This is a genomic window from Vibrio hepatarius (assembly GCF_018860525.1).
Lineage (GTDB): Bacteria > Pseudomonadota > Gammaproteobacteria > Enterobacterales > Vibrionaceae > Vibrio > Vibrio hepatarius_B.
In genome coordinates this window covers 63,420-81,402 of sequence record NZ_JAHKPM010000064.1, presented here as the reverse complement: position 1 = coordinate 81,402, position 17,983 = coordinate 63,420, and the positions used below count along the sequence as shown (strand labels likewise).

General features: G+C 41.8%; 16 protein-coding genes and 1 riboswitch. Of the genes, 9 read left to right on the top strand and 7 right to left on the bottom strand.

The features are described 5' to 3' along the window. The 4 genes from KO511_RS19165 to msrA form a co-directional block, all read right to left on the bottom strand. On the bottom strand, nt 1-380 hold a 380-nt coding region (locus KO511_RS19165), incomplete at its 3' end, for a ZrgA family zinc uptake protein (RefSeq protein ID WP_215988989.1). Between the two features lie 60 nt (nt 381-440). Next, nucleotides 441-743, bottom strand: a complete 303-nt coding sequence (locus KO511_RS22585) for a DUF2607 family protein (protein WP_215988988.1) — start codon at nt 741-743, stop codon at nt 441-443. 73 nt (nt 744-816) lie between these two features. Then, a complete protein-coding gene (locus tag KO511_RS19155) occupies nt 817-1,365 on the bottom strand; it encodes a YtfJ family protein (protein WP_215988987.1) in 549 nt (182 codons plus the stop codon). A 210-nt stretch (nt 1,366-1,575) separates the two neighbouring features. Then, nucleotides 1,576-2,205: a peptide-methionine (S)-S-oxide reductase MsrA gene (msrA, locus tag KO511_RS19150; protein ID WP_215988986.1), complete on the bottom strand. Its 630-nt coding sequence runs from the start codon at nt 2,203-2,205 to the stop codon at nt 1,576-1,578. Between the two features lie 120 nt (nt 2,206-2,325). Here msrA and tamA point away from each other — a divergent pair, with 120 nt between their 5' ends. Genes tamA through KO511_RS19135 form a run of 3 tightly spaced genes read left to right on the top strand, consistent with a single transcriptional unit; the run spans nt 2,326 to nt 8,155 of the window. Then, nucleotides 2,326-4,032 carry an autotransporter assembly complex protein TamA gene (gene tamA / locus KO511_RS19145; protein WP_215988985.1) on the top strand — a complete coding sequence of 569 codons (1,707 nt, stop codon included), beginning with the start codon at nt 2,326-2,328 and terminating at the stop codon, nt 4,030-4,032. Then, nucleotides 4,029-7,787, top strand: coding sequence for an autotransporter assembly complex protein TamB (gene tamB, locus KO511_RS19140; RefSeq protein WP_215988984.1), 3,759 nt, complete (start codon nt 4,029-4,031; stop codon nt 7,785-7,787). Before tamA ends, tamB begins: the two co-directional genes overlap by 4 nt. A 20-nt stretch (nt 7,788-7,807) precedes the next feature. After that, nucleotides 7,808-8,155 carry a gamma-glutamylcyclotransferase family protein gene (locus KO511_RS19135; RefSeq protein WP_215988983.1) on the top strand — a complete coding sequence of 116 codons (348 nt, stop codon included), beginning with the start codon at nt 7,808-7,810 and terminating at the stop codon, nt 8,153-8,155. Between the two features lie 38 nt (nt 8,156-8,193). On the opposite strand, the gene ppa is transcribed toward KO511_RS19135, so the two are convergent. Both ppa and fbp read right to left on the bottom strand, forming a co-directional pair. After that, nucleotides 8,194-8,721, bottom strand: a complete 528-nt coding sequence (gene ppa / locus KO511_RS19130) for an inorganic diphosphatase (RefSeq protein ID WP_215988982.1) — start codon at nt 8,719-8,721, stop codon at nt 8,194-8,196. 210 nt (nt 8,722-8,931) lie between these two features. Beyond that, the gene (gene fbp, locus KO511_RS19125) at nt 8,932-9,945 is read right to left on the bottom strand and encodes a class 1 fructose-bisphosphatase (protein WP_215988981.1); all 1,014 of its coding nucleotides are present in this window, start codon (nt 9,943-9,945) and stop codon (nt 8,932-8,934) included. A gap of 347 nt (nt 9,946-10,292) precedes the next feature. Here fbp and mpl point away from each other — a divergent pair, with 347 nt between their 5' ends. From mpl to thiQ, 5 genes are all read left to right on the top strand, one after another. Continuing rightward, nucleotides 10,293-11,642: a UDP-N-acetylmuramate:L-alanyl-gamma-D-glutamyl-meso-diaminopimelate ligase gene (gene mpl / locus KO511_RS19120; protein WP_215988980.1), complete on the top strand. Its 1,350-nt coding sequence runs from the start codon at nt 10,293-10,295 to the stop codon at nt 11,640-11,642. A gap of 14 nt (nt 11,643-11,656) precedes the next feature. Next, nucleotides 11,657-12,280 carry a flavin prenyltransferase UbiX gene (locus KO511_RS19115; protein WP_215988979.1) on the top strand — a complete coding sequence of 208 codons (624 nt, stop codon included), beginning with the start codon at nt 11,657-11,659 and terminating at the stop codon, nt 12,278-12,280. A 27-nt stretch (nt 12,281-12,307) separates the two neighbouring features. Further along, a riboswitch (TPP riboswitch) is annotated at nt 12,308-12,425 on the top strand. A gap of 50 nt (nt 12,426-12,475) precedes the next feature. After that, the gene (thiB, locus tag KO511_RS19110; RefSeq protein WP_215988978.1) at nt 12,476-13,468 is read left to right on the top strand and encodes a thiamine ABC transporter substrate binding subunit; all 993 of its coding nucleotides are present in this window, start codon (nt 12,476-12,478) and stop codon (nt 13,466-13,468) included. A gap of 9 nt (nt 13,469-13,477) precedes the next feature. Continuing rightward, on the top strand, nt 13,478-15,079 hold the full coding sequence (thiP, locus tag KO511_RS19105) for a thiamine/thiamine pyrophosphate ABC transporter permease ThiP (RefSeq protein ID WP_215988977.1): 1,602 nt from the start codon (nt 13,478-13,480) through the stop codon (nt 15,077-15,079). After that, a complete protein-coding gene (gene thiQ / locus KO511_RS19100) occupies nt 15,066-15,773 on the top strand; it encodes a thiamine ABC transporter ATP-binding protein (protein ID WP_215988976.1) in 708 nt (235 codons plus the stop codon). The genes thiP and thiQ overlap by 14 nt, the downstream gene beginning before the upstream one ends. Nucleotides 15,774-15,937: 164 nt before the next feature. On the opposite strand, the gene yjgA is transcribed toward thiQ, so the two are convergent. After that, nucleotides 15,938-16,465: a ribosome biogenesis factor YjgA gene (yjgA, locus tag KO511_RS19095; RefSeq protein WP_215988975.1), complete on the bottom strand. Its 528-nt coding sequence runs from the start codon at nt 16,463-16,465 to the stop codon at nt 15,938-15,940. Between the two features lie 108 nt (nt 16,466-16,573). Between yjgA and pmbA the strand changes: the two genes are divergently transcribed. Further along, complete coding sequence (pmbA, locus tag KO511_RS19090; RefSeq protein WP_215988974.1) at nt 16,574-17,917, top strand: metalloprotease PmbA; 1,344 nt, start codon at nt 16,574-16,576, stop codon at nt 17,915-17,917. Nucleotides 17,918-17,983 lie beyond the last annotated feature (66 nt).

Sequence of the window (17,983 nt, the reverse complement as noted above, 5' to 3'; positions counted from 1 at the left end):
TGACCATCGTGACCATCATGACCATCGTGACCATCATGACCATTGTGATCATTGTCGCTTAGGTTGTTTACCACTGATTGGTGCTTGACCTCACATCCTGCATCCGATGTGAGTGTAAATAGAGACATGGCGTTTTCTAAGCGTTTAATCGTTTGTTCAAGAGCCTGTTGCTGCTGCACATCTTTAGGGGCGTGTTCAAAGCCTAATACATCCGCCCCAGGAGCATTAATTTCCATGAGTAACTCATTACCGTCTTGGGCGATATTTAGCTCAACGTGGCCATGTTGATGGGCTTCATGTTGGCGAAATTCTTCATTAGCCAACGCGGATGTACTTAAAGTAAGGCCAATAATTGCTGCGATTTTTGTTATTGAATACATTGTGAATCCTAATCAATGGTCATTTAAACATGTTGTGATGTTTTTATAGCGATTTATGCTTCATTTAATTAGGTCTACGGGTGGTGAGCGAGCCAGATAGCCAAGCACAGTTCGTCTGTACAAATGGTAGCTTGAGCTAAAACCAAAAATGTCATTTATGGGGTTATCAACTAGGACAGTTTGGCTATGGCTAAAACCATGCTGTAAACATGAGAAAAGTTGACATTGATGGTCACTGTGTTGAGATACGTCGAATTGATACTGGTGGGTAATGTAAGCCAAACTCATCCATAGCATGAGCATGATGGCAATAGAGACGAGTGTGCTTGAGTATCTTATTCTTGAATGATGAGTTAGAGTCATAGCACTTAATTCGACATGAAATGACTTGTTATGTTATAACAAAACAAACAAAAGTGCTATGCCCTAAAGCGCGCTAAAGGTTTTCTTTAATTAAAGCCAAAACTTGCTCAATCTCACCTTGAACGAGCGCTCCTTCTTTAACAAAAAGAATTTTTCCTTGCTTGTTCTGCACGATAATCGCTGACGACTCTTCCTTCAAATCCCAAGCTTTAGCTACCTTACCATCCTCGTCTAGTACCATTGAGGACCATGGGAAATCGTTTTTGCTATCTTCTGCCGAAGACTTTACAAAAGAGCCGGTTCCCCAAATGGCGTCATCTTGATTGATGATAGATGTGGTCTGATAATTATCCTGGGCAAACTTAGATTCCGTAATTGCAGCCATTAATGGTTGATTGAGTGCTTTTGAACTACTGCGCCCAGCGATAGCTTGTATGACTCTCACTTTTCCCAACATATCTTGTGATGACCATTTTTGATAGGTTATATCATCATCTTTGATCATGATTTCACCGTAGTTAGCCACATCAACAATAGGCAATGACTCATCTATGGTTAGATTATGTGCTGAAGCTGAGAAAGTGCATACTAGTGCCAAGGCAAGCAGTGTCTTTATTTTCATTTAATTCTTCCTTCTTATAAGCGGATAAATTATATACTGAAAAATTTTTAGTGGGGAAGTTACTAACCAGTAATGAAAACTTTGTTGCATAAGTGTGAACTAAGTTGTTGTGGTTCTATCACGTATTTTAAATTGGATATTGTGTATTCAAAGTAGGCCGTTTGAACAGTTCGCTAAGAGCTAGAGCAAGTTGTAAAATTGGCTTTTACTTTAGACGCTTGATGGGAAGCAAACTCCGGTACCATTGAGGCCACAATATCCATTGGGATTCTTAGCTAAATACTGTTGATGATAGGTTTCAGCGTAATAGTATTCACCTGCCTTTGAGATTTCAGTGGTGATATTTGCACCATCGTTTCCGAGTAATTCTTGATATTCATTTTTGGATTTGATGACATGACTGAGTTGCTGATCGCTGTATACATAGATAGCTGAGCGGTACTGAGTTCCCATATCGTTACCTTGACGCATGCCTTGAGTTGGGTTGTGTTGTTCCCAAAAAATTTTCAGTAATTGTCTAAGAGAGATTATGTTTGGGTCAAAGACGACTCTAACGACTTCAGTATGGCCTGTTCGACCTGAGCATACTTCTTCGTATGTTGGGTTTGGTGTAAAGCCACCAGAGTATCCAACCGATGTGCTGATTACCCCCTCTCGTTGCCAGAATAATCGTTCTGCTCCCCAGAAACATCCCATAGCAAATAAAATTTCTTGGCAGTCTTTTATCGGAGCGGCTGTGATACTTGATTGATTAACAAAATGTATATCTTCAACTTTAAGTGGCTGATCACGACCGGGAAGTGCTTGCTGAGCAGTCACTTGAGTTTGTTTGTTGAGCATGATGGATCTCCTTATTAGCAATATTCTTGGGAGTAGACCGTTTAATTGACTGTTTTCATACAGACATCTTTTTTGAGTGGCGTTATTATTCCGTTAATACGTTTAGGCCATTAATAGACCATGATAAAACCAATTTTTCGAATGATGCTACTTTTTAGCAGTTTTTCTGCTTTAGCCCAAGAGGTGGAGTTATCGATTCGCGGAATATCAGGAGAATTGGAACAGAATGTTGAGACATATCTTCAGGCGATCCCCACTGAAGAATACAGCACGGGCTTACGGTTTCAAGCTCGAATAGAGAAACGGTTAACGGAAGCGCTCAATGCTCTTGGCTATTATCACCCTGACTTCTCCTTTGAAGTAGAAGAAGATAAGCAGCTAGTCATTATTATTAAGCCTGGAGAGCCAGTATTGATAGCATTGGTCGATTTACAGTTAAAGGGTGAGGCGCATGATGATCAGGCTTTTCAAAAGTTGATTGAAAAAAGCGGGCTTGAACAAGGGCAGGTACTTAATCACAACCTGTATGATGGCTTAAAATCGCGCATACGTAATCTTGCTCTCCAGAAAGGCTATTTTGATGGTGATTATACCTTAAGTCGACTTGAGGTTGCTCCAGATGTAAATCAAGCTTTTATTCGACTTCATTATGATAGCGGTATTCGCTATGTCTTTGGTGAAAATACGATTATTGACAGTCAAATAGATTTGATGCGTGTCGAATCATTATCACCTTATCAAACAGGTGATCCATATTTAGCTTCCGCAGTGGGTGAATACAATCAAAATTTATCGAATACTGATTGGTTTTCTTCTGTTTTCGTTGAGCCTGATCTTTCTCAATTAGGAGAAGGAAGAGAATTACCAATGAGAGTAGCGTTAGCTCCTCAAGCAAAAAATCAGTTGGAAACTGGCCTAGGATATTCGACGGATGTCGGAGTTAAAGGGTCGCTCAAATGGAAAAAACCTTGGGTCAACAGTAGTGGGCATAGTTTCAATAGTAGTTTCTCGCTTTCAGGCCCTGAACAAACAGTGACAGCGGGTTATAAAATCCCACTTGAAGATGCTCTCAATGAATCTTACCAACTCAAGTATGGCATGAGGAATCTCGACAATCGAGATACTCAAAGTTTAGAGTCTAATTTGGCTCTAGAGCGCCATTGGCTACTCGAAAATGGCTGGCATCGAACCATTTTTATCCGTTATTTGTTGGAAAATTACGAGCAGGGTTTGCAGGATGACTCTGGACAATTTCTATTACCTGGTGTGAGTTTTAGCCGAAGTAGAATACGTGGCGGCGCTATGCCAAGTTGGGGAGATAGACAAACTCTAATGCTTGAAGTTGGTGATGACCGAGTATTATCTGAAACTAAGGTTATTCGTATTCAGGGTGGGATGACTTGGATTCGTAGTGCAGGGCGAAATCATAGGGGTATTTTTCGCTTAGATGGCGGAGCGAACCTAACAGAAGATTTTGATATGCTGTCCCCGTCTCTGAGGTTTTTTGCTGGTGGTGATAACAATTTACGTGGTTATGATTATCAATCTATTTCTCCCACAGATAGCAGTGGTGCACTGACGGGGGCCAAGTATATCGCGACCTCTTCACTTGAGTATCAATACCGCGTATATGGCAATTGGTGGGGTGCTCTCTTTTATGATTACGGCGATGCTTTTAACGATGAGCCAGACTTTAAGCGCGGTACGGGGGTTGGAATTCGTTGGGAATCCCCCATTGGTCCAATACGTTTAGATTTTGCGTGGGGACTAGATGCTACACCAGATGATGAATTTAAAATTCATTTCACATTGGGTCCAGAGTTATGACCAAGCTTGTTGTAAGGTGGTCAAAATGGTTTTCAATTGCTCTAGTGGGCTTGATGCTCTTTGTCGCCATTGGTTTGTCTGTGATTTTGTTTACACCCTCGGGGTTAAAACTTGTTATTTGGGCGGCAGAAAAGTCGTTACCACAACTGAGCGTTGAGTCTTATTCTGGCGCTCTTTTTCCACGTTTTACTCTCAACAAGGTCTCATTTCAAGACGAATCATGGAATGTAGATGCAGTAGCCAATTCCATCACTCTTGGTGTCGATGTCTCGTGTTTTATGGAGGCAAGTATTTGTGTCAACGAACTTGACTTCAATGGGCTCAAGTTCTCCATGCCTGAATTATTGTCAGATCCCCATAGTTCCGCTGAGCCTGCAACAGGAAATGACAGTAGTTTTAGTTCACCTATACCGTTTATTGTTAAACGTTTATCCCTTTCTGATGTTGATCTCAATATTCTTGGTTATAAGGCTCAAATCGGGGTCTTAACCAGTGGATTAACCTTTGTGGGGGAACGCTTAAGCATAGATAAAACGTCGTTAACCAGCACTAAGCTTACTTTAGAAGAAGAAGAAAGTAGCGCAGGATCTCCAACCAACACTTCCACAAGTAGCCAGCACAATATCGAATTGCCAGAGATTGTGTTACCACTGCAAATTGAATTATCCCGACTGGATGTTAATGACTTCGTTTTGGTCCAAGATACTCCAGTTGTTGTGAACCATTTAGGCTTAGAAGCGCAAGCTATAGGTTCAGAAATCACTATACCAATGATGCAACTTGATACACCAGAACTTGAAGGAATATTGACTGGCGCGGTAACTTTAGTTGGCGGCTATCCTATTATTTTGGATCTAGAAACTACCATCAAACAGCCTGTGGCTAAAGGTCAAACCCTTAAGCTCACAGCATCGGGTAGTATCGCAGATCTGACACTCAACGCAGAGTTAGGCGGATTAGTAAAAGGGAATATCGAAGCCTTTTTGCAGCCATTAACAATAGATATGTTGTTTGATGTATCGGTAACTAAAGCAGAGGCTCAATGGCCTTTGCTGGGGCAAGGGGATTACTTTGTTTCTGTCGATAGGCTAAATGCTAAGGGATCTCTAGATGGGTATAATATCGATCTTACTTCAGCTATCTCAGGTAAGGCAGTGCCAGATACGCAGCTCAATATTCTTGGTAACGGCGATTTAAACCAAATTGAGTTACAAACACTGTCAGTGAAGACCTTGGGTGGGGAAGTTTCTGGCAAGGTTATGGCGAACTGGCAGGCTGCAATTAATTGGTCAGCTGATCTCTTATTGCTCGATATACAGCCTGGATTGCAATGGCAAAAAACTGAAGGGAAAGTGAGTGGTCATTTGATGACAACAGGTTCACTGACCGATCAAGGAGGATGGCAGGTTACACTACCGAAGTTAGATATAGATGGCGTTGTCCGTGGTTATCCTCTGAACCTTGATGGCCAGCTGTCAGTGTCGGATAAAGCAGGCTCTGGTGAGTTAAAGCTAATAACGCCCGGACTTGTATTAGCTCATGGGCCAAACTTCGTGAAGGCAAAGGGCATTATTGACCAGAAGAGCGATGTACAAATAAATGTATCATTCCATGACATGTCATTATCAGTACCCGATCTACATGGAGATCTACAAGGTAACATTGCACTTAAAGGCAGTGTAGAAGCGCCTGTGATTGATCTTAATCTTAATGCGAGTGATGTGGGATGGGGAGAAGACATTAATGCTCAAAATGTTGAAATAAAGGGAGAGCTTTCTCCACTATCTAAACTCTCAGGTGATATAAGGTTATCTGCTTTGGGCGTTAAATATCAGAATTATCTTATCGATCATGCTTTTTTAAATGCAAAGGGTAACGAGAAAAAACATACACTTAACCTCGATATCAAGTCTAATGTAGCTTCGACCAAACTTAATTTACAAGGTGTATTAGAGCGTACTCCCGAATTGGTTTGGAAAGGAGTATTAGAGGATATGTTTATCACATCTAAACAAGGGATGTGGACTTTAGAACAATCTACCCATGTTGGTTTTTCTGCTCAGTCTCAGCAGGCTTTTATTGCCGCCCATTGTTGGGGCCAGTCTGGTACTTCAATCTGTTTAGATAAAGACATGAATGCAGGTGAAAGTGGTGAAGCTCAAGTTTCAATAATAAACTTAGATTTTGAGCAATTGAATGTTTTTCTTCCTTCAAAAACCGAGCTTGAAGGTGAACTTAATCTCTCTGCTATGGCGAATTGGGCTCCTGATACACCACCGCAAGTAGTACTTGATCTCGAAATGGCTCAAGGCATGGTAAAAGATCATAATTCTCATCCAATTCAATTAGGTTGGGAGCAGGTTTCAGTTAAGGCGGGATTGAAAGATAATACGTTATCAGCAGATTGGTTAATTGATTTAAAAGATAATGGCGACTTTTCTGGTAATGCTAAGATTGTTAATGTCATCGACGACAACAAATTATTAGATGGTAACATTCAACTTCAGGATCTCAGGTTGGACTTTCTTGAGCCTTTTTTAGGGGATTATAGTCAGTTTAAGTCGACATTAAACACAAAACTATCTTTTAACGGTCCAATAATGCAACCTGAAGTTCAGGGGCAATTCTTACTTGATGATATATCCATCAAAGGTGAGATTACCCCAATTGAGGTTGATTCAGGTAAGGTTGAGATTGATTTCTCTGGTTATGGTGCAAGTTTATCGGCTGCGATCAATACACCGGATGGCCAGTTACAAGCCTCTGGTGATGCGGATTGGCGAGATCTCAAAAATTGGCAGGCCAAAATGCGAGTATTTGCTGATGAACTTATGGTGAATCTTCCACCTATGGTTAAAGTGAAGGTCATACCTGATATGACGATATTAGCTTCCCCTAAGCTAGCACGTATTGACGGGACTATTTCACTGCCTTGGGGAAGAGTTGTGGTTGAAGAGTTGCCACCTAGCGCTATCGGGGTTTCGAAAGATCAGGTGATCCTAAATAACCAATTAGAACCCAAGGATTTTGATACTAAAATGCCTTTTAGTGTTGAGACTAACGTCAACATAAGTATTGGTGAGGACTTTAAGCTATCGGCTTTTGGTTTAGAAGGGGATTTATCGGGAAATTTAAATGTAGCACAGAGAGATAAAGGACCATTTGTTACTGGAGAAGTTAATATTATTGATGGTTCTTATCGGTCTTTTGGTCAAGATTTGATAATTCAACAAGGAAAAATTTTGATGAACGGACCCGTTGACCAGCCTTTTGTACAAATTACCGCAATTCGCAACCCTGACAATACCCAGAATGGGTATACCGCTGGGATTAAGGTTATTGGGCCAGTTGATGAGCCGACAGTAACCATTTTCTCTGAGCCCAGTTTACCCCAAGCAAATGCACTGTCATATTTATTACGAGGTCAGGATATTGATGGAGAGTCGGGCGGTAATACAGTGACCTCTACCTTAATTGGCCTAAGCTTGGCTAAAAGTGGCCGAGTGGTGGGAGAGATAGGTGAGGCATTTGGTGTTCAAGATTTACAACTTGATACAGCTGGTTCTGGAGATGACTCACAAGTTACCGTTAGTGGTTACGTTTTTCCGGGTCTACAAGTTAAATACGGTGTAGGTATTTTCGATTCTGTTGGAGAGTTCACCGTCCGTTATCGCCTAATGCAAGATCTTTATGTAGAGGCTATCTCTGGACTGGATAGTGCTGTTGATCTGCTCTATCAATTCGAGTTTAATTAACTAGAAAGTGAGGTTGTAGGATGCAGCATTTAGTTTTCGTGTATGGGACGCTGAAGCAAGGTGAAAGAAACCATAACTATCTCGCGGGAAATCAATGCTTGGGGCAATGTGAAACCTTACCTCATTATGCTTTGCACGATCTTGGCACATATCCAGCGGTGGTTGAAGGGCATGACTCTATTCTAGGTGAAGTCTACCTTATCAATGGCCAGACGCTTAGTCAGCTTGATCAGTTAGAAGATGTACCGGTTGAATACCGACGAGAGCAGATTGAAACACCCTTTGGGAAAGCGTGGATTTACCTTTACCAAAATAGCGGTAAACTCGACACGCTAATTTCATCAGGCGATTGGAGTCAAAGGGTATAGGTGTCTAAAGAAGAGCCCCTAACAAGCTCTTCTTTAGGTTATTTTTGTGCGCGTTGGTAAGATTCTAGGATTTCTTTTCTTGCAGACTCAGCATTCTCCCAGCCATCTATTTTTACCCATTTACCAGATTCAAGTTGCTTGTAGTGCTCAAAGAAATGAGTAATTTGCGCTTTAAGCAATTCAGGTAGATCTTCGATGTCTTGAATATGATCATACTCTTTAGAAAGCTTAGTATGCGGCACGGCAATCACTTTTGCATCTTCACCTGATTCATCGGTCATTTTTAATACTCCCACTGGACGGCAGCGAATTACTGATCCTGGCATGAGAGGATGTGGTGTTGGAACAAGCACATCAACAGGATCGCCATCAAGTGATAAAGTGTGATTAACATAACCATAGTTGCACGGATAGAACATAGGTGCAGACATAAAGCGGTCAACAAATACGGCGCCTGATTCCTTGTCCACTTCATATTTAATTGGATCTGCATTGGCTGGGATTTCAATCACGACATAGATATCATCAGGAAGAGATTTACCCGCAGGTACATTGTTTAAACTCATTAGCAAAGTTCCTTTGTTTGTATTGACTTCTTTTAGGGACCGTTTCTTTTTCTGCGAAGTGTCGCTTGAAAATTTAACGTCAGCCTTCGTAAGTACTTAGGCTATATAAGATCGCAATACCTTACTGCTAAACTCGGTTTTTTGTAAACTGAATAAGTCGATATTTGATTAGAAAAAATATTAAAAAGGTGCCTAATGACACCTTTTACTTTATTCGTCTTGGTAGTGTTGTAGAAAATCTTCTACTTTCTTGACCATGTTTTTTGAGCCGACGAAGAACGGCACGCGTTGATGTAGTTCTGTTGGCTTTAAGTCCATAATGCGGGTTTTTCCATCGGATGCGACGCCTCCCGCTTGTTCAATGATATAAGCCATTGGATTGCATTCGTAGAGTAAACGCAATTTTCCATTCGGGTGACTTTGAGTACTTGGATAGAGGTAGATACCGCCCTTGAGAAGGTTGCGATGGAAATCTGCCACCAAAGAACCAATATAACGAGAGGTATAAGGACGATGTTCATTTGGGGCACTTTCCTGACAGTACTTAATGTACTTTTTGACACCCATAGGGAAACGAATGTAGTTACCTTCGTTGATCGAGTAGATAGTACCATCGTCAGGGATCATCATATTTTCGTGGGAGAGACAAAAGGTTCCCAGTGATGGATCGTAAGTAAAGCCATTTACGCCTTTGCCCGTTGTGTAAACCAGCATGGTTGATGAACCATAAATGACGTAACCTGCTGCCACCTGCTTGTTTCCAGGTTGAAGAAAATCTTCTTGGGTCGGAGGAGTACCAATGGGTGAAACACGGCGATAGATAGAAAAAATAGTACCCACTGATACATTTACATCAATGTTTGAAGAGCCGTCGAGTGGGTCCATTAGTACTACATACTTAGCATTTTTGTTAAGTTCCTTACTGAAAGCTACTGCTTCATCTTCTTCTTCACTTGCCACACCACACACTTGGTCTCGGGCTTCTAGTGCCGCTTTGAACTTGTCATTGGCGTAAACATCGAGTTTCTGCTGGTCTTCACCTTGGATGTTTTCACTCCCAACGGCCCCGGTTATATCACCAAGCCCTGCGGCATTGATTTCTCGGTTAACAATCTTAGCTGCGAGCCGGATAGATGAAAGTAGGGATGATAAATCACCGCTAGCGTGAGGGAAGTCTGCTTGTTTCTCAACAATGAACTCACCAAGGGTGCGCATTCCAGACATGTTTTTTCCTTTAAGTCGCTTCAATAGTAGGGTTTTGGCATTGGTGTTCTCTGACGGAACACTATTTAGCCAAGCCCTATTCTAAAAGCTATTTCTTATTATTGGTAATGAACTAACTGACGAAGATCTCGTTTTATTTGTTACGTAGTAAAAATTTTAACTAGAGTTTGAAATTTTTGTATTTATACCCAATAACCAGAGCAAGATTGACCCTTGTATTTTGTACCAACGATGCGTTAGTTGCGCCTATTTGTGCCTTTCAACCAAAACCTAACTAAAGACGCTCGCATTTATGCGTATAATCACCATAATATCTAGTCAATTTTAACCTGCGGAGAAGGTTGTATATGCATATCCATATCTTGGGGATTTGTGGCACATTTATGGGTGGAGCAGCTGTTTTGGCTCGTCAGTTAGGTCATAAAGTCACTGGTAGTGATGCCAATATTTACCCTCCGATGAGCACCCTACTGGAATCTCAAGGTATTGACATCATTGAGGGGTTCTCTCCTTCTCAGCTCGACCCCAAACCTGATCTTGTTGTGATTGGTAATGCAATGAGCCGCGGTAATCCTTGTGTAGAGCATGTGCTTAATACCAATATGCGTTATACATCTGGACCTCAGTGGTTACAGGAATTTCTCCTTCATGATCGTTGGGTACTTGCCGTATCTGGAACTCATGGCAAGACAACCACTTCGAGTATGCTGGCATGGATCCTTGAAGACTGTGGTTATCAACCAGGTTTTTTAGTTGGAGGTGTGCTGGGTAATTTTGGCGTTTCTGCTCGATTGGGCGAAAGTATGTTTTTTGTCGTTGAGGCAGATGAGTACGATAGTGCTTTTTTTGATAAGAGGTCTAAGTTTGTCCACTATCACCCTCGAACTTTAGTTATCAATAACCTTGAGTTCGATCATGCTGACATCTTCGACGATCTTGAAGCGATTAAGCGCCAATTTCATCATTTAGTTAGAACGGTTCCTAGTGATGGGCGTATTCTTGTGCCTAAAAATACAGATATTAATGATGTACTTGAGCGGGGCTGCTGGAGCGAAACAGAGCTCACAGGGCTTCAGGGTGATTGGCGAGCTGAAAAGTTGGTTGCTGATGGCTCGCAATTTAAAGTGTTCTTCAAAGGTACGGAATCGGGAATCGTTAATTGGGATCTGGTGGGTGATCATAATGTTGATAATGCTCTTATGGCGATTGCTGCTGCTCGACATGTTGGTGTCGTTCCTGAATTGGCTTGTCAGGCACTGGCAAAATTCATTAATACTCGGCGCAGATTAGAATTGAAAGGTGAAGTTAATCAAATCAGTGTTTATGATGATTTTGCTCATCATCCTACAGCAATTGAACTCACTCTCGATGGATTACGTAACAAGGTTGGGAGTCAGCGTATCTTTGCTGTACTTGAGCCACGTAGTGCTACGATGAAAAGAGGTGTGCATAAAGATATGTTAGCAGCATCACTTCACCAAGCAGATGCTGTTTTTCTCTATCAACCAGATAATATTGATTGGTCTGTTACTGATATCGCCCAGCAGTGCAAGCAGCCAGCTTATACTTCGAATAGTGTTGATGCTTTAGCAGAGATGGTGGTAGAGCATATTATGCCTGGCGATCAAATCTTGGTAATGAGTAATGGCGGATTTGAAGGTATACAAGAAAAGCTGTTAGCGAAACTTACCGAATAACTGAATGTAGTAGTATGAGTAAAAAAAATAATAAAGCGATCACATTAGCTTTTACTGGAGCTTCGGGAGCGCCCTATGGATTGAGGTTACTAGAATGTTTGCTTGCAGCAGACTATCAGGTGCATTTGCTGATCTCTTCCGCGGCGAGAGTAGTGCTTGCGACTGAGCATGGTATGAAGTTATCTGGTAGTCCTCAAGCTGCTCAACAGACGCTGGTGGAGCTTCTCGGCTGTGACCCTGAGCAGTTACATGTGTATGGAAAAGATGACTGGTTTTCCCCTGTAGCTTCAGGCTCAGCTGCACCAAAACAGATGGTAGTATGCCCTTGTTCTTCCGGTAGCCTTGCGGCAATTGCCCATGGTATTTCTGATAACCTAATTGAACGAGCAGCTGATGTGGTAATAAAAGAACGCGGCCAACTATTATTGGTTGTGCGAGAAACCCCTTTCTCGACGTTACACCTTGAAAACATGTTAAAGCTTTCCCAAATGGGAGTGACTATCATGCCAGCTGCTCCAGGGTTTTATCATCAACCGACTTCTATAGACGATCTGATTAATTTTATGGTTGCTAGGATCCTTGATCATTTGGGGATTGAGCAAAAAATTGTGCCGCGCTGGGGATATGATCCTAGATAATTGACAAGATTGGAATTACAATTCGGCCAACACTCAACGGGGAGCTATTCATCATTAATAATGATGAGGCTGAGATTAGGTAATACCTAGAACTCGTATACCTGAACCAGATAATACTGGCGTAGGAATTGAGTATAAACATTTGCTAATTAATGTTTTCTCAAGCCTGTGCCGCTCAATTAAGGAGAGCGAGCAGTGAAAAACCTTCATAGCTCTATTACTTTAGCGCTATTTACCTCTTTTTCTGCGGTCTCGGCAGATAACACGTTAACCGTTTACACTTATGATTCTTTTGCTGCTGAGTGGGGCCCTGGCCCAAAAGTGGAACGAGCATTTGAAGCGAAGTGCAATTGTGATCTCAAGTTTGTCGCTTTAGATGATGGGGTGTCTATTCTTAATCGCTTACGTTTAGAAGGCACGAATACCAAAGCAGATATTGTTCTTGGGCTTGATCAAAACTTGATGCCTGAGGCCAAGAAAACAGGGTTGTTGACAGAGCATGAGGTTGACACGAAAAATGTCAATTTGCCTAACAAATGGAATGATAAAGTATTTTTACCCTATGATTTTGGCTACTTTGCGTTTGTTTATAACAAAAACAAACTTTTAAAACCTCCCCAAAGTCTTAAAGAGCTCGTTGAATCGCAGGATGATTTGAAAGTCATTTATCAAGATCCTCGAACATCAACTCCTGGTCAAGGTTTGATGCTGTGGATGAAATCTGTTTATGGCGATGCGGTCACTCCAGCATGGAAAAAACTAGCTCAAAAAACGGTTACTGTCACCAAAGGCTGGTCTGAGGCTTATTCAATGTTTCTCGACGGTGAAGCAGACATGGTACTGTCGTATACCACGTCTCCTGCCTATCACTTAATTGTGGAAAATGATGATAAGTATGCAGCAGCAGATTTTAGTGAAGGTCATTATACTCAAGTAGAAGTTGCCGCTAAAGTTAAAACCTCTAATAACACCAAACTGGCAGATGAGTTCATGACATTTATTCTTAGTGATGAATTTCAGTTACTTATGCCAGCCGGAAACTGGATGTATCCAGTGATGGATGTGGCTCTACCAAAGGGTTTTGAAACACTAACAGTACCTACAACAGCATTGAGTTTTAATGAAGAGGATGTTGCTCAAAATCGCAAAGTATGGATTCGTGAGTGGCAAAGCGCGTTAACTTTCTAAGGAGACGCTTTGCGTAAAATTCCTAAATTTGGATTGTGGGTCGCGATGCTTATTGCGGCCTTTGTTGTTTCTGCAATTGGTGCATTAATCTTTTCTGCGCCATCATTGGACCTGTCACAGGTGTGGTCAGACCCCTATTATTTGCATGTTACCAAGTTCAGTTTTTATCAGGCATCATTATCGACTTTTTTAAGCGTGGGATTAGCAATTCCGGTTGCTCATGCATTATCTAGGAATGAATTTCCAGGCAAACAATGGGTGCTCAAGCTATTTTCGTCAACACTAGTTTTACCTGTATTAGTTGGGGTGTTTGGGTTGCTGTCTATCTATGGTAACAGTGGCCTAATATCGACCCTGCTGGAGCGGTTTGGTTTTAAGTTGCCATTTTCTATTTATGGCCTGAACGGTATTTTACTTGCCCATGTCTTTTTTAACCTCCCATATGCCAGTCGGTTACTACTACTGGCGTTAGAGTCTATTCCTAGCGAACAACATAAACTGTGTGCCCACCTTGGTATTACTCACTGGAATAAATTTAAATGGGTAGAGTGGCCTAGGCTCCGCCAGCAGTTACCTCATGTGTCTGGATTAGTTTTTATGTTGTGCTTTACCAGTTTTGCCACTGTGATGGCTCTTGGTGGGGGGCCCAAATCCACGACTATTGAATTGGCTATCTATCAAGCAATAAAATTTGACTTTGATTTGCAGGCAGGAGCTATATTAGCACTATGGCAAATGCTGTTGTGTAGCCTGATTGCTTTGGCTGTTCATCGTTTTGCTAACACCATACCAGTGACAACAGGAACACAAGTGACCTATTTTCGCTCTTATTCAAGGTCAGTAGGGTCGCGATTTTGGGATGGTTGTTGGATAGTATTTAGTCTCTTACTGGTCATTCCTCCATTACTGATGGTGGTGGGGAGTGGATTAAATTACCAAGCTGTAAATGTACTCGGCGACCCAATGTTCTGGATAGCTTTGTGGACGTCGTGCAAGGTTGCAATAATGGCGAGTGGACTCGCCCTTTTTTGCGGTATTGCAATCTTGCTAACGAGTCGCCGCTTAAGGCTTAACGCCCAAGATCACAAGGCAGACCAAATAGAGCTCATTGGTACGATTATTCTTGTCACACCGAGCTTAGTTATTGCCACGGGGCTCTTTTTATTACTTCGAAGCTTTACCGATGTTTTCAGTTTGAGCTTAATTATTGTTGTTATTGTTAATGCTCTCATGGGGCTACCTTATGTGATTAAAACTCTTTCACAGCCCATGTTGCATATTGAGCAACAATACCAATATTTATGTGCCAGTTTAGGTATAAGAGGTTGGCAGCGTTTTCGATTGATTGAATGGCGTGCGCTACGTAAACCCATGGCGCATGCCTTTGCGATAAGCTTCATGTTTGCGATTGGTGACCTTAGCGCAATTGCTTTATTTGGTAGCCAAGATTTTCGGACTCTACCGCTTTATTTGTTCCAGCTTTTGGGGAGCTATCAAATTGAAGCTGCGGCAGTGGTATCAGTAACTTTGCTGATGTTCAGTTTAGGTTGTTTTGCTCTGATTGAAGTCCTATTTAAAGCCAATTCAAAGGTGAACCATGCTAACGTTTAATGCCGTTTGTTACGATTATCGTCAGGATACATTCCAGTTTGATTTACATATAGAACAAGGTAGCCGTGTTGCTATTATGGGCCCTAGTGGGGCGGGGAAATCTACCTTGCTGGCACTTGCTGCTGGATTTATCGATCCCACAAGTGGCAATATATTGGCCAATGAGAGGGATGTTGTCGGGCTTGAGCCCTATAAGAGGCCCTTTGCTATTTTGTTTCAGGAGCATAATTTGTTTGCTCATCTTAGTGTGAGAGAAAACATAGGGCTGGGTTTGCACCCCGGTTTAAAACTTAATTTAAAACAACGTTATAAAATTGAGCAAGTAGCCCAGCAAGTAGGCATTTTTGATTACTTGGACCGCTTACCCGAACAATTATCAGGTGGTCAACGCCAACGTGTTGCTTTAGCGAGGTGTTTTGTCCAATCACATTTAATATGGTTACTTGATGAACCTTTTTCTGCACTTGATCCTGTGTTGCGTGAGGAAATGCTCGATTTGGTACAAAAGCTTGCGATTGAACGTAATATTACACTTGTGATGGTGACGCATCATATTAGTGATGCAAGAGCTATCGGTTCACATTTTGCCTTTATTGATAAGGGTAAGGTATGGGTTGAAGGTGTAATTGATGATTTAACGCAGCATCATCAAGACCCAGCACTTAGTGCATTTGTTAAAGCAGGGCAAGCTTAAAAATTTGTTGGGTTGATGGTATGGTATTTGAAAATTTGAATGTCACTACTGTTCTATTGGATGAAACAACTTTATGTTTTCCTCAGTGTGACTTTTATAAATACGTGTGTGACGTTATAGAAACCACACACATATTTGGAGCGCGCATTTAATATACGCCAGTTTTAAAACTCTTCATCAGAGAGAGACTTTAAGGCCTGAAATATTTCTCGATAAGCTTTAGCCGGTTTACCCGCTTTCTTTTCTTTGACTGCTTGACGAGCTAGTTGGCGAAAATGTTGGCGATCTGCTTGTGGGTAGAGCTCAATGACATCAGTAATCGCATCGTCGCCTTCTGCGATGATTCGGTCACGAAGTTGCTCTAGTTTGTGCAAAGCAGCCGTTGCTTGAGAGTGTTTGTTACGTACTTTATCTAGAGCTGCTTGCAAAGGTTCCGGATCTTCAAAACGCATCAGTTTGCCAATGTATTGAAGTTGACGTCGACGCGCTTCGTTTTTAAACCGCTGGGCATCTTTAATTGCTTCAGCGAGTTCTTCACTGAGTGGGAACTTCTCTAGTACAGAAGGTTTTAGGTTAATAAGTTCTTCACCTAACTTCTGCAGTTCTTCCATGTCACGTTTCAGTTCAGATTTACTGACCCAAATGATTTCTTCGTCTTCTTCCCATGGCGCTTTTTGGTTCTTACGTGCCATTGTCCTGCCTTAATTTAACTGTCTATTTCTCTATTTTAACAAGAATCATGGGGAGAAAGCGAAATTCTTGTTATCCTAGGGACAATATACCTTAAGTTTGAAGAAAATATGGACGTAAGACAGCAAATTGCTCAGCAAAGTGTTGAGCTCGAAGCCGCGGTAGCGAAAGCACTTGAGATGGCTGCGGAAAAATCCGATGGTGCTGAAGTGGCGATAACCAAGAGCACTGGACTGAGTGTTTCTACACGGATGTGTGAGGTAGAGAATGTTGAGTTCAATAGTGATGGCGCGCTTGGTATCACAGTGTATCGTGGCCAGCGTAAAGGTAGTGCATCTACGTCCGATTTGAGCGAAAAAGCGATTCATCAGACGGTTTTAGCTGCACTTGATATTGCTATTTATACTTCAGAAGATCCATGTGCAGGTCCAGCACCAAAAGAGCTGATGGTCAAAGATGTACCCAATCTTGATTTGTTTCACCCTGATACCCCAGATCCTGACGAGGCGGCGAAAATTGCGATTGCTGCTGAGCAACAAGCGCTGTCGTATAGCGATAGAATCAAGCAGAGTGATGGTGCTAGCTATGACAGTCATTATGGTTTAAAAGTCTATGGAAACAGTCATGGGCTACTGGCCAGTTATGCTTCAAGCCGTCATAGCACTAGTTGCTGCGTTATTGGCGAAGGGCAAAATGGGGTGATGGAGCGTGACTATAGCTACACTGTTGCGCGTCGTAAAGAGGACCTTTGGACGCCAGAGTCTGTTGGCTTGAAGGCAGCAGAAAAAACGGTGAGTCGTCTTGACGCTCAAAAACTTAAAACGGGTCACTATCCAATAATGTTTGCCGCTGATGCTGCCACTGGGCTTCTTGGGCATCTGGTTATGGCTATAAGTGGCGGCAATTTGTATCGTAAATCGTCTTTCTTACTCGATCAATTAAACCAACAGGTATTACCCAAATGGTTTAATATCTCTGAAAAACCGCATGTCTTGCGTGGACTAGCATCAAGTCCGTTTGATAGTGAAGGTGTTATTACCCAAGATCGTGAGATTATCGTTGATGGTGTATTAGCTTCTTACCTTGTGACAAGTTATGCAGCTCGTAAGCTTGATATGACACCGACAGGTCATGCTGGAGGCATCCATAACTGGTTTGTGAAATCGACAGGCCAAAATTTTGAGCAAATGCTTAAAGAATTAGGTACAGGTTTTTTGGTTACTGAAGTGATGGGGCAAGGCGTTAATATAGTAACAGGTGATTACTCTCGTGGGGCTGCTGGTTTTTGGGTTGAAAATGGACAAATTCAGTACCCAGTTTCTGAAGTGACTATCGCTGGTAACTTAAAAGAAATGTTTAATCAAATTGTTGCGGTTGGTAGTGATGTAGAGACTCGTTCTCAAATTCAAACGGGCTCTATATTGCTGGAAACTATGAAGGTTGCTGGAGAATAAAGATAATTCATTGATAACAAGTAAGAATGGTCATCTTCTGCTGTGTTTTTCTTGCTCCTGTAATCA

Bases quoted from the DNA above. Each gene is read 5' to 3' on its own strand.
- KO511_RS22585 (WP_215988988.1), bottom strand. From the start codon at position 743: ATGACTCTAACTCATCATTCAAGAATAAGATACTCAAGCACACTCGTC.
- KO511_RS19155 (WP_215988987.1), bottom strand. From the start codon at position 1,365: ATGAAAATAAAGACACTGCTTGCCTTGGCACTAGTATGCACTTTCTCA.
- msrA (WP_215988986.1), bottom strand. From the start codon at position 2,205: ATGCTCAACAAACAAACTCAAGTGACTGCTCAGCAAGCACTTCCCGGT.
- tamA (WP_215988985.1), top strand. From the start codon at position 2,326: ATGATAAAACCAATTTTTCGAATGATGCTACTTTTTAGCAGTTTTTCT.
- tamB (WP_215988984.1), top strand. From the start codon at position 4,029: ATGACCAAGCTTGTTGTAAGGTGGTCAAAATGGTTTTCAATTGCTCTA.
- KO511_RS19135 (WP_215988983.1), top strand. From the start codon at position 7,808: ATGCAGCATTTAGTTTTCGTGTATGGGACGCTGAAGCAAGGTGAAAGA.
- ppa (WP_215988982.1), bottom strand. From the start codon at position 8,721: ATGAGTTTAAACAATGTACCTGCGGGTAAATCTCTTCCTGATGATATC.
- fbp (WP_215988981.1), bottom strand. From the start codon at position 9,945: ATGTCTGGAATGCGCACCCTTGGTGAGTTCATTGTTGAGAAACAAGCA.
- mpl (WP_215988980.1), top strand. From the start codon at position 10,293: ATGCATATCCATATCTTGGGGATTTGTGGCACATTTATGGGTGGAGCA.
- KO511_RS19115 (WP_215988979.1), top strand. From the start codon at position 11,657: ATGAGTAAAAAAAATAATAAAGCGATCACATTAGCTTTTACTGGAGCT.
- thiQ (WP_215988976.1), top strand. From the start codon at position 15,066: ATGCTAACGTTTAATGCCGTTTGTTACGATTATCGTCAGGATACATTC.
- yjgA (WP_215988975.1), bottom strand. From the start codon at position 16,465: ATGGCACGTAAGAACCAAAAAGCGCCATGGGAAGAAGACGAAGAAATC.
- pmbA (WP_215988974.1), top strand. From the start codon at position 16,574: ATGGACGTAAGACAGCAAATTGCTCAGCAAAGTGTTGAGCTCGAAGCC.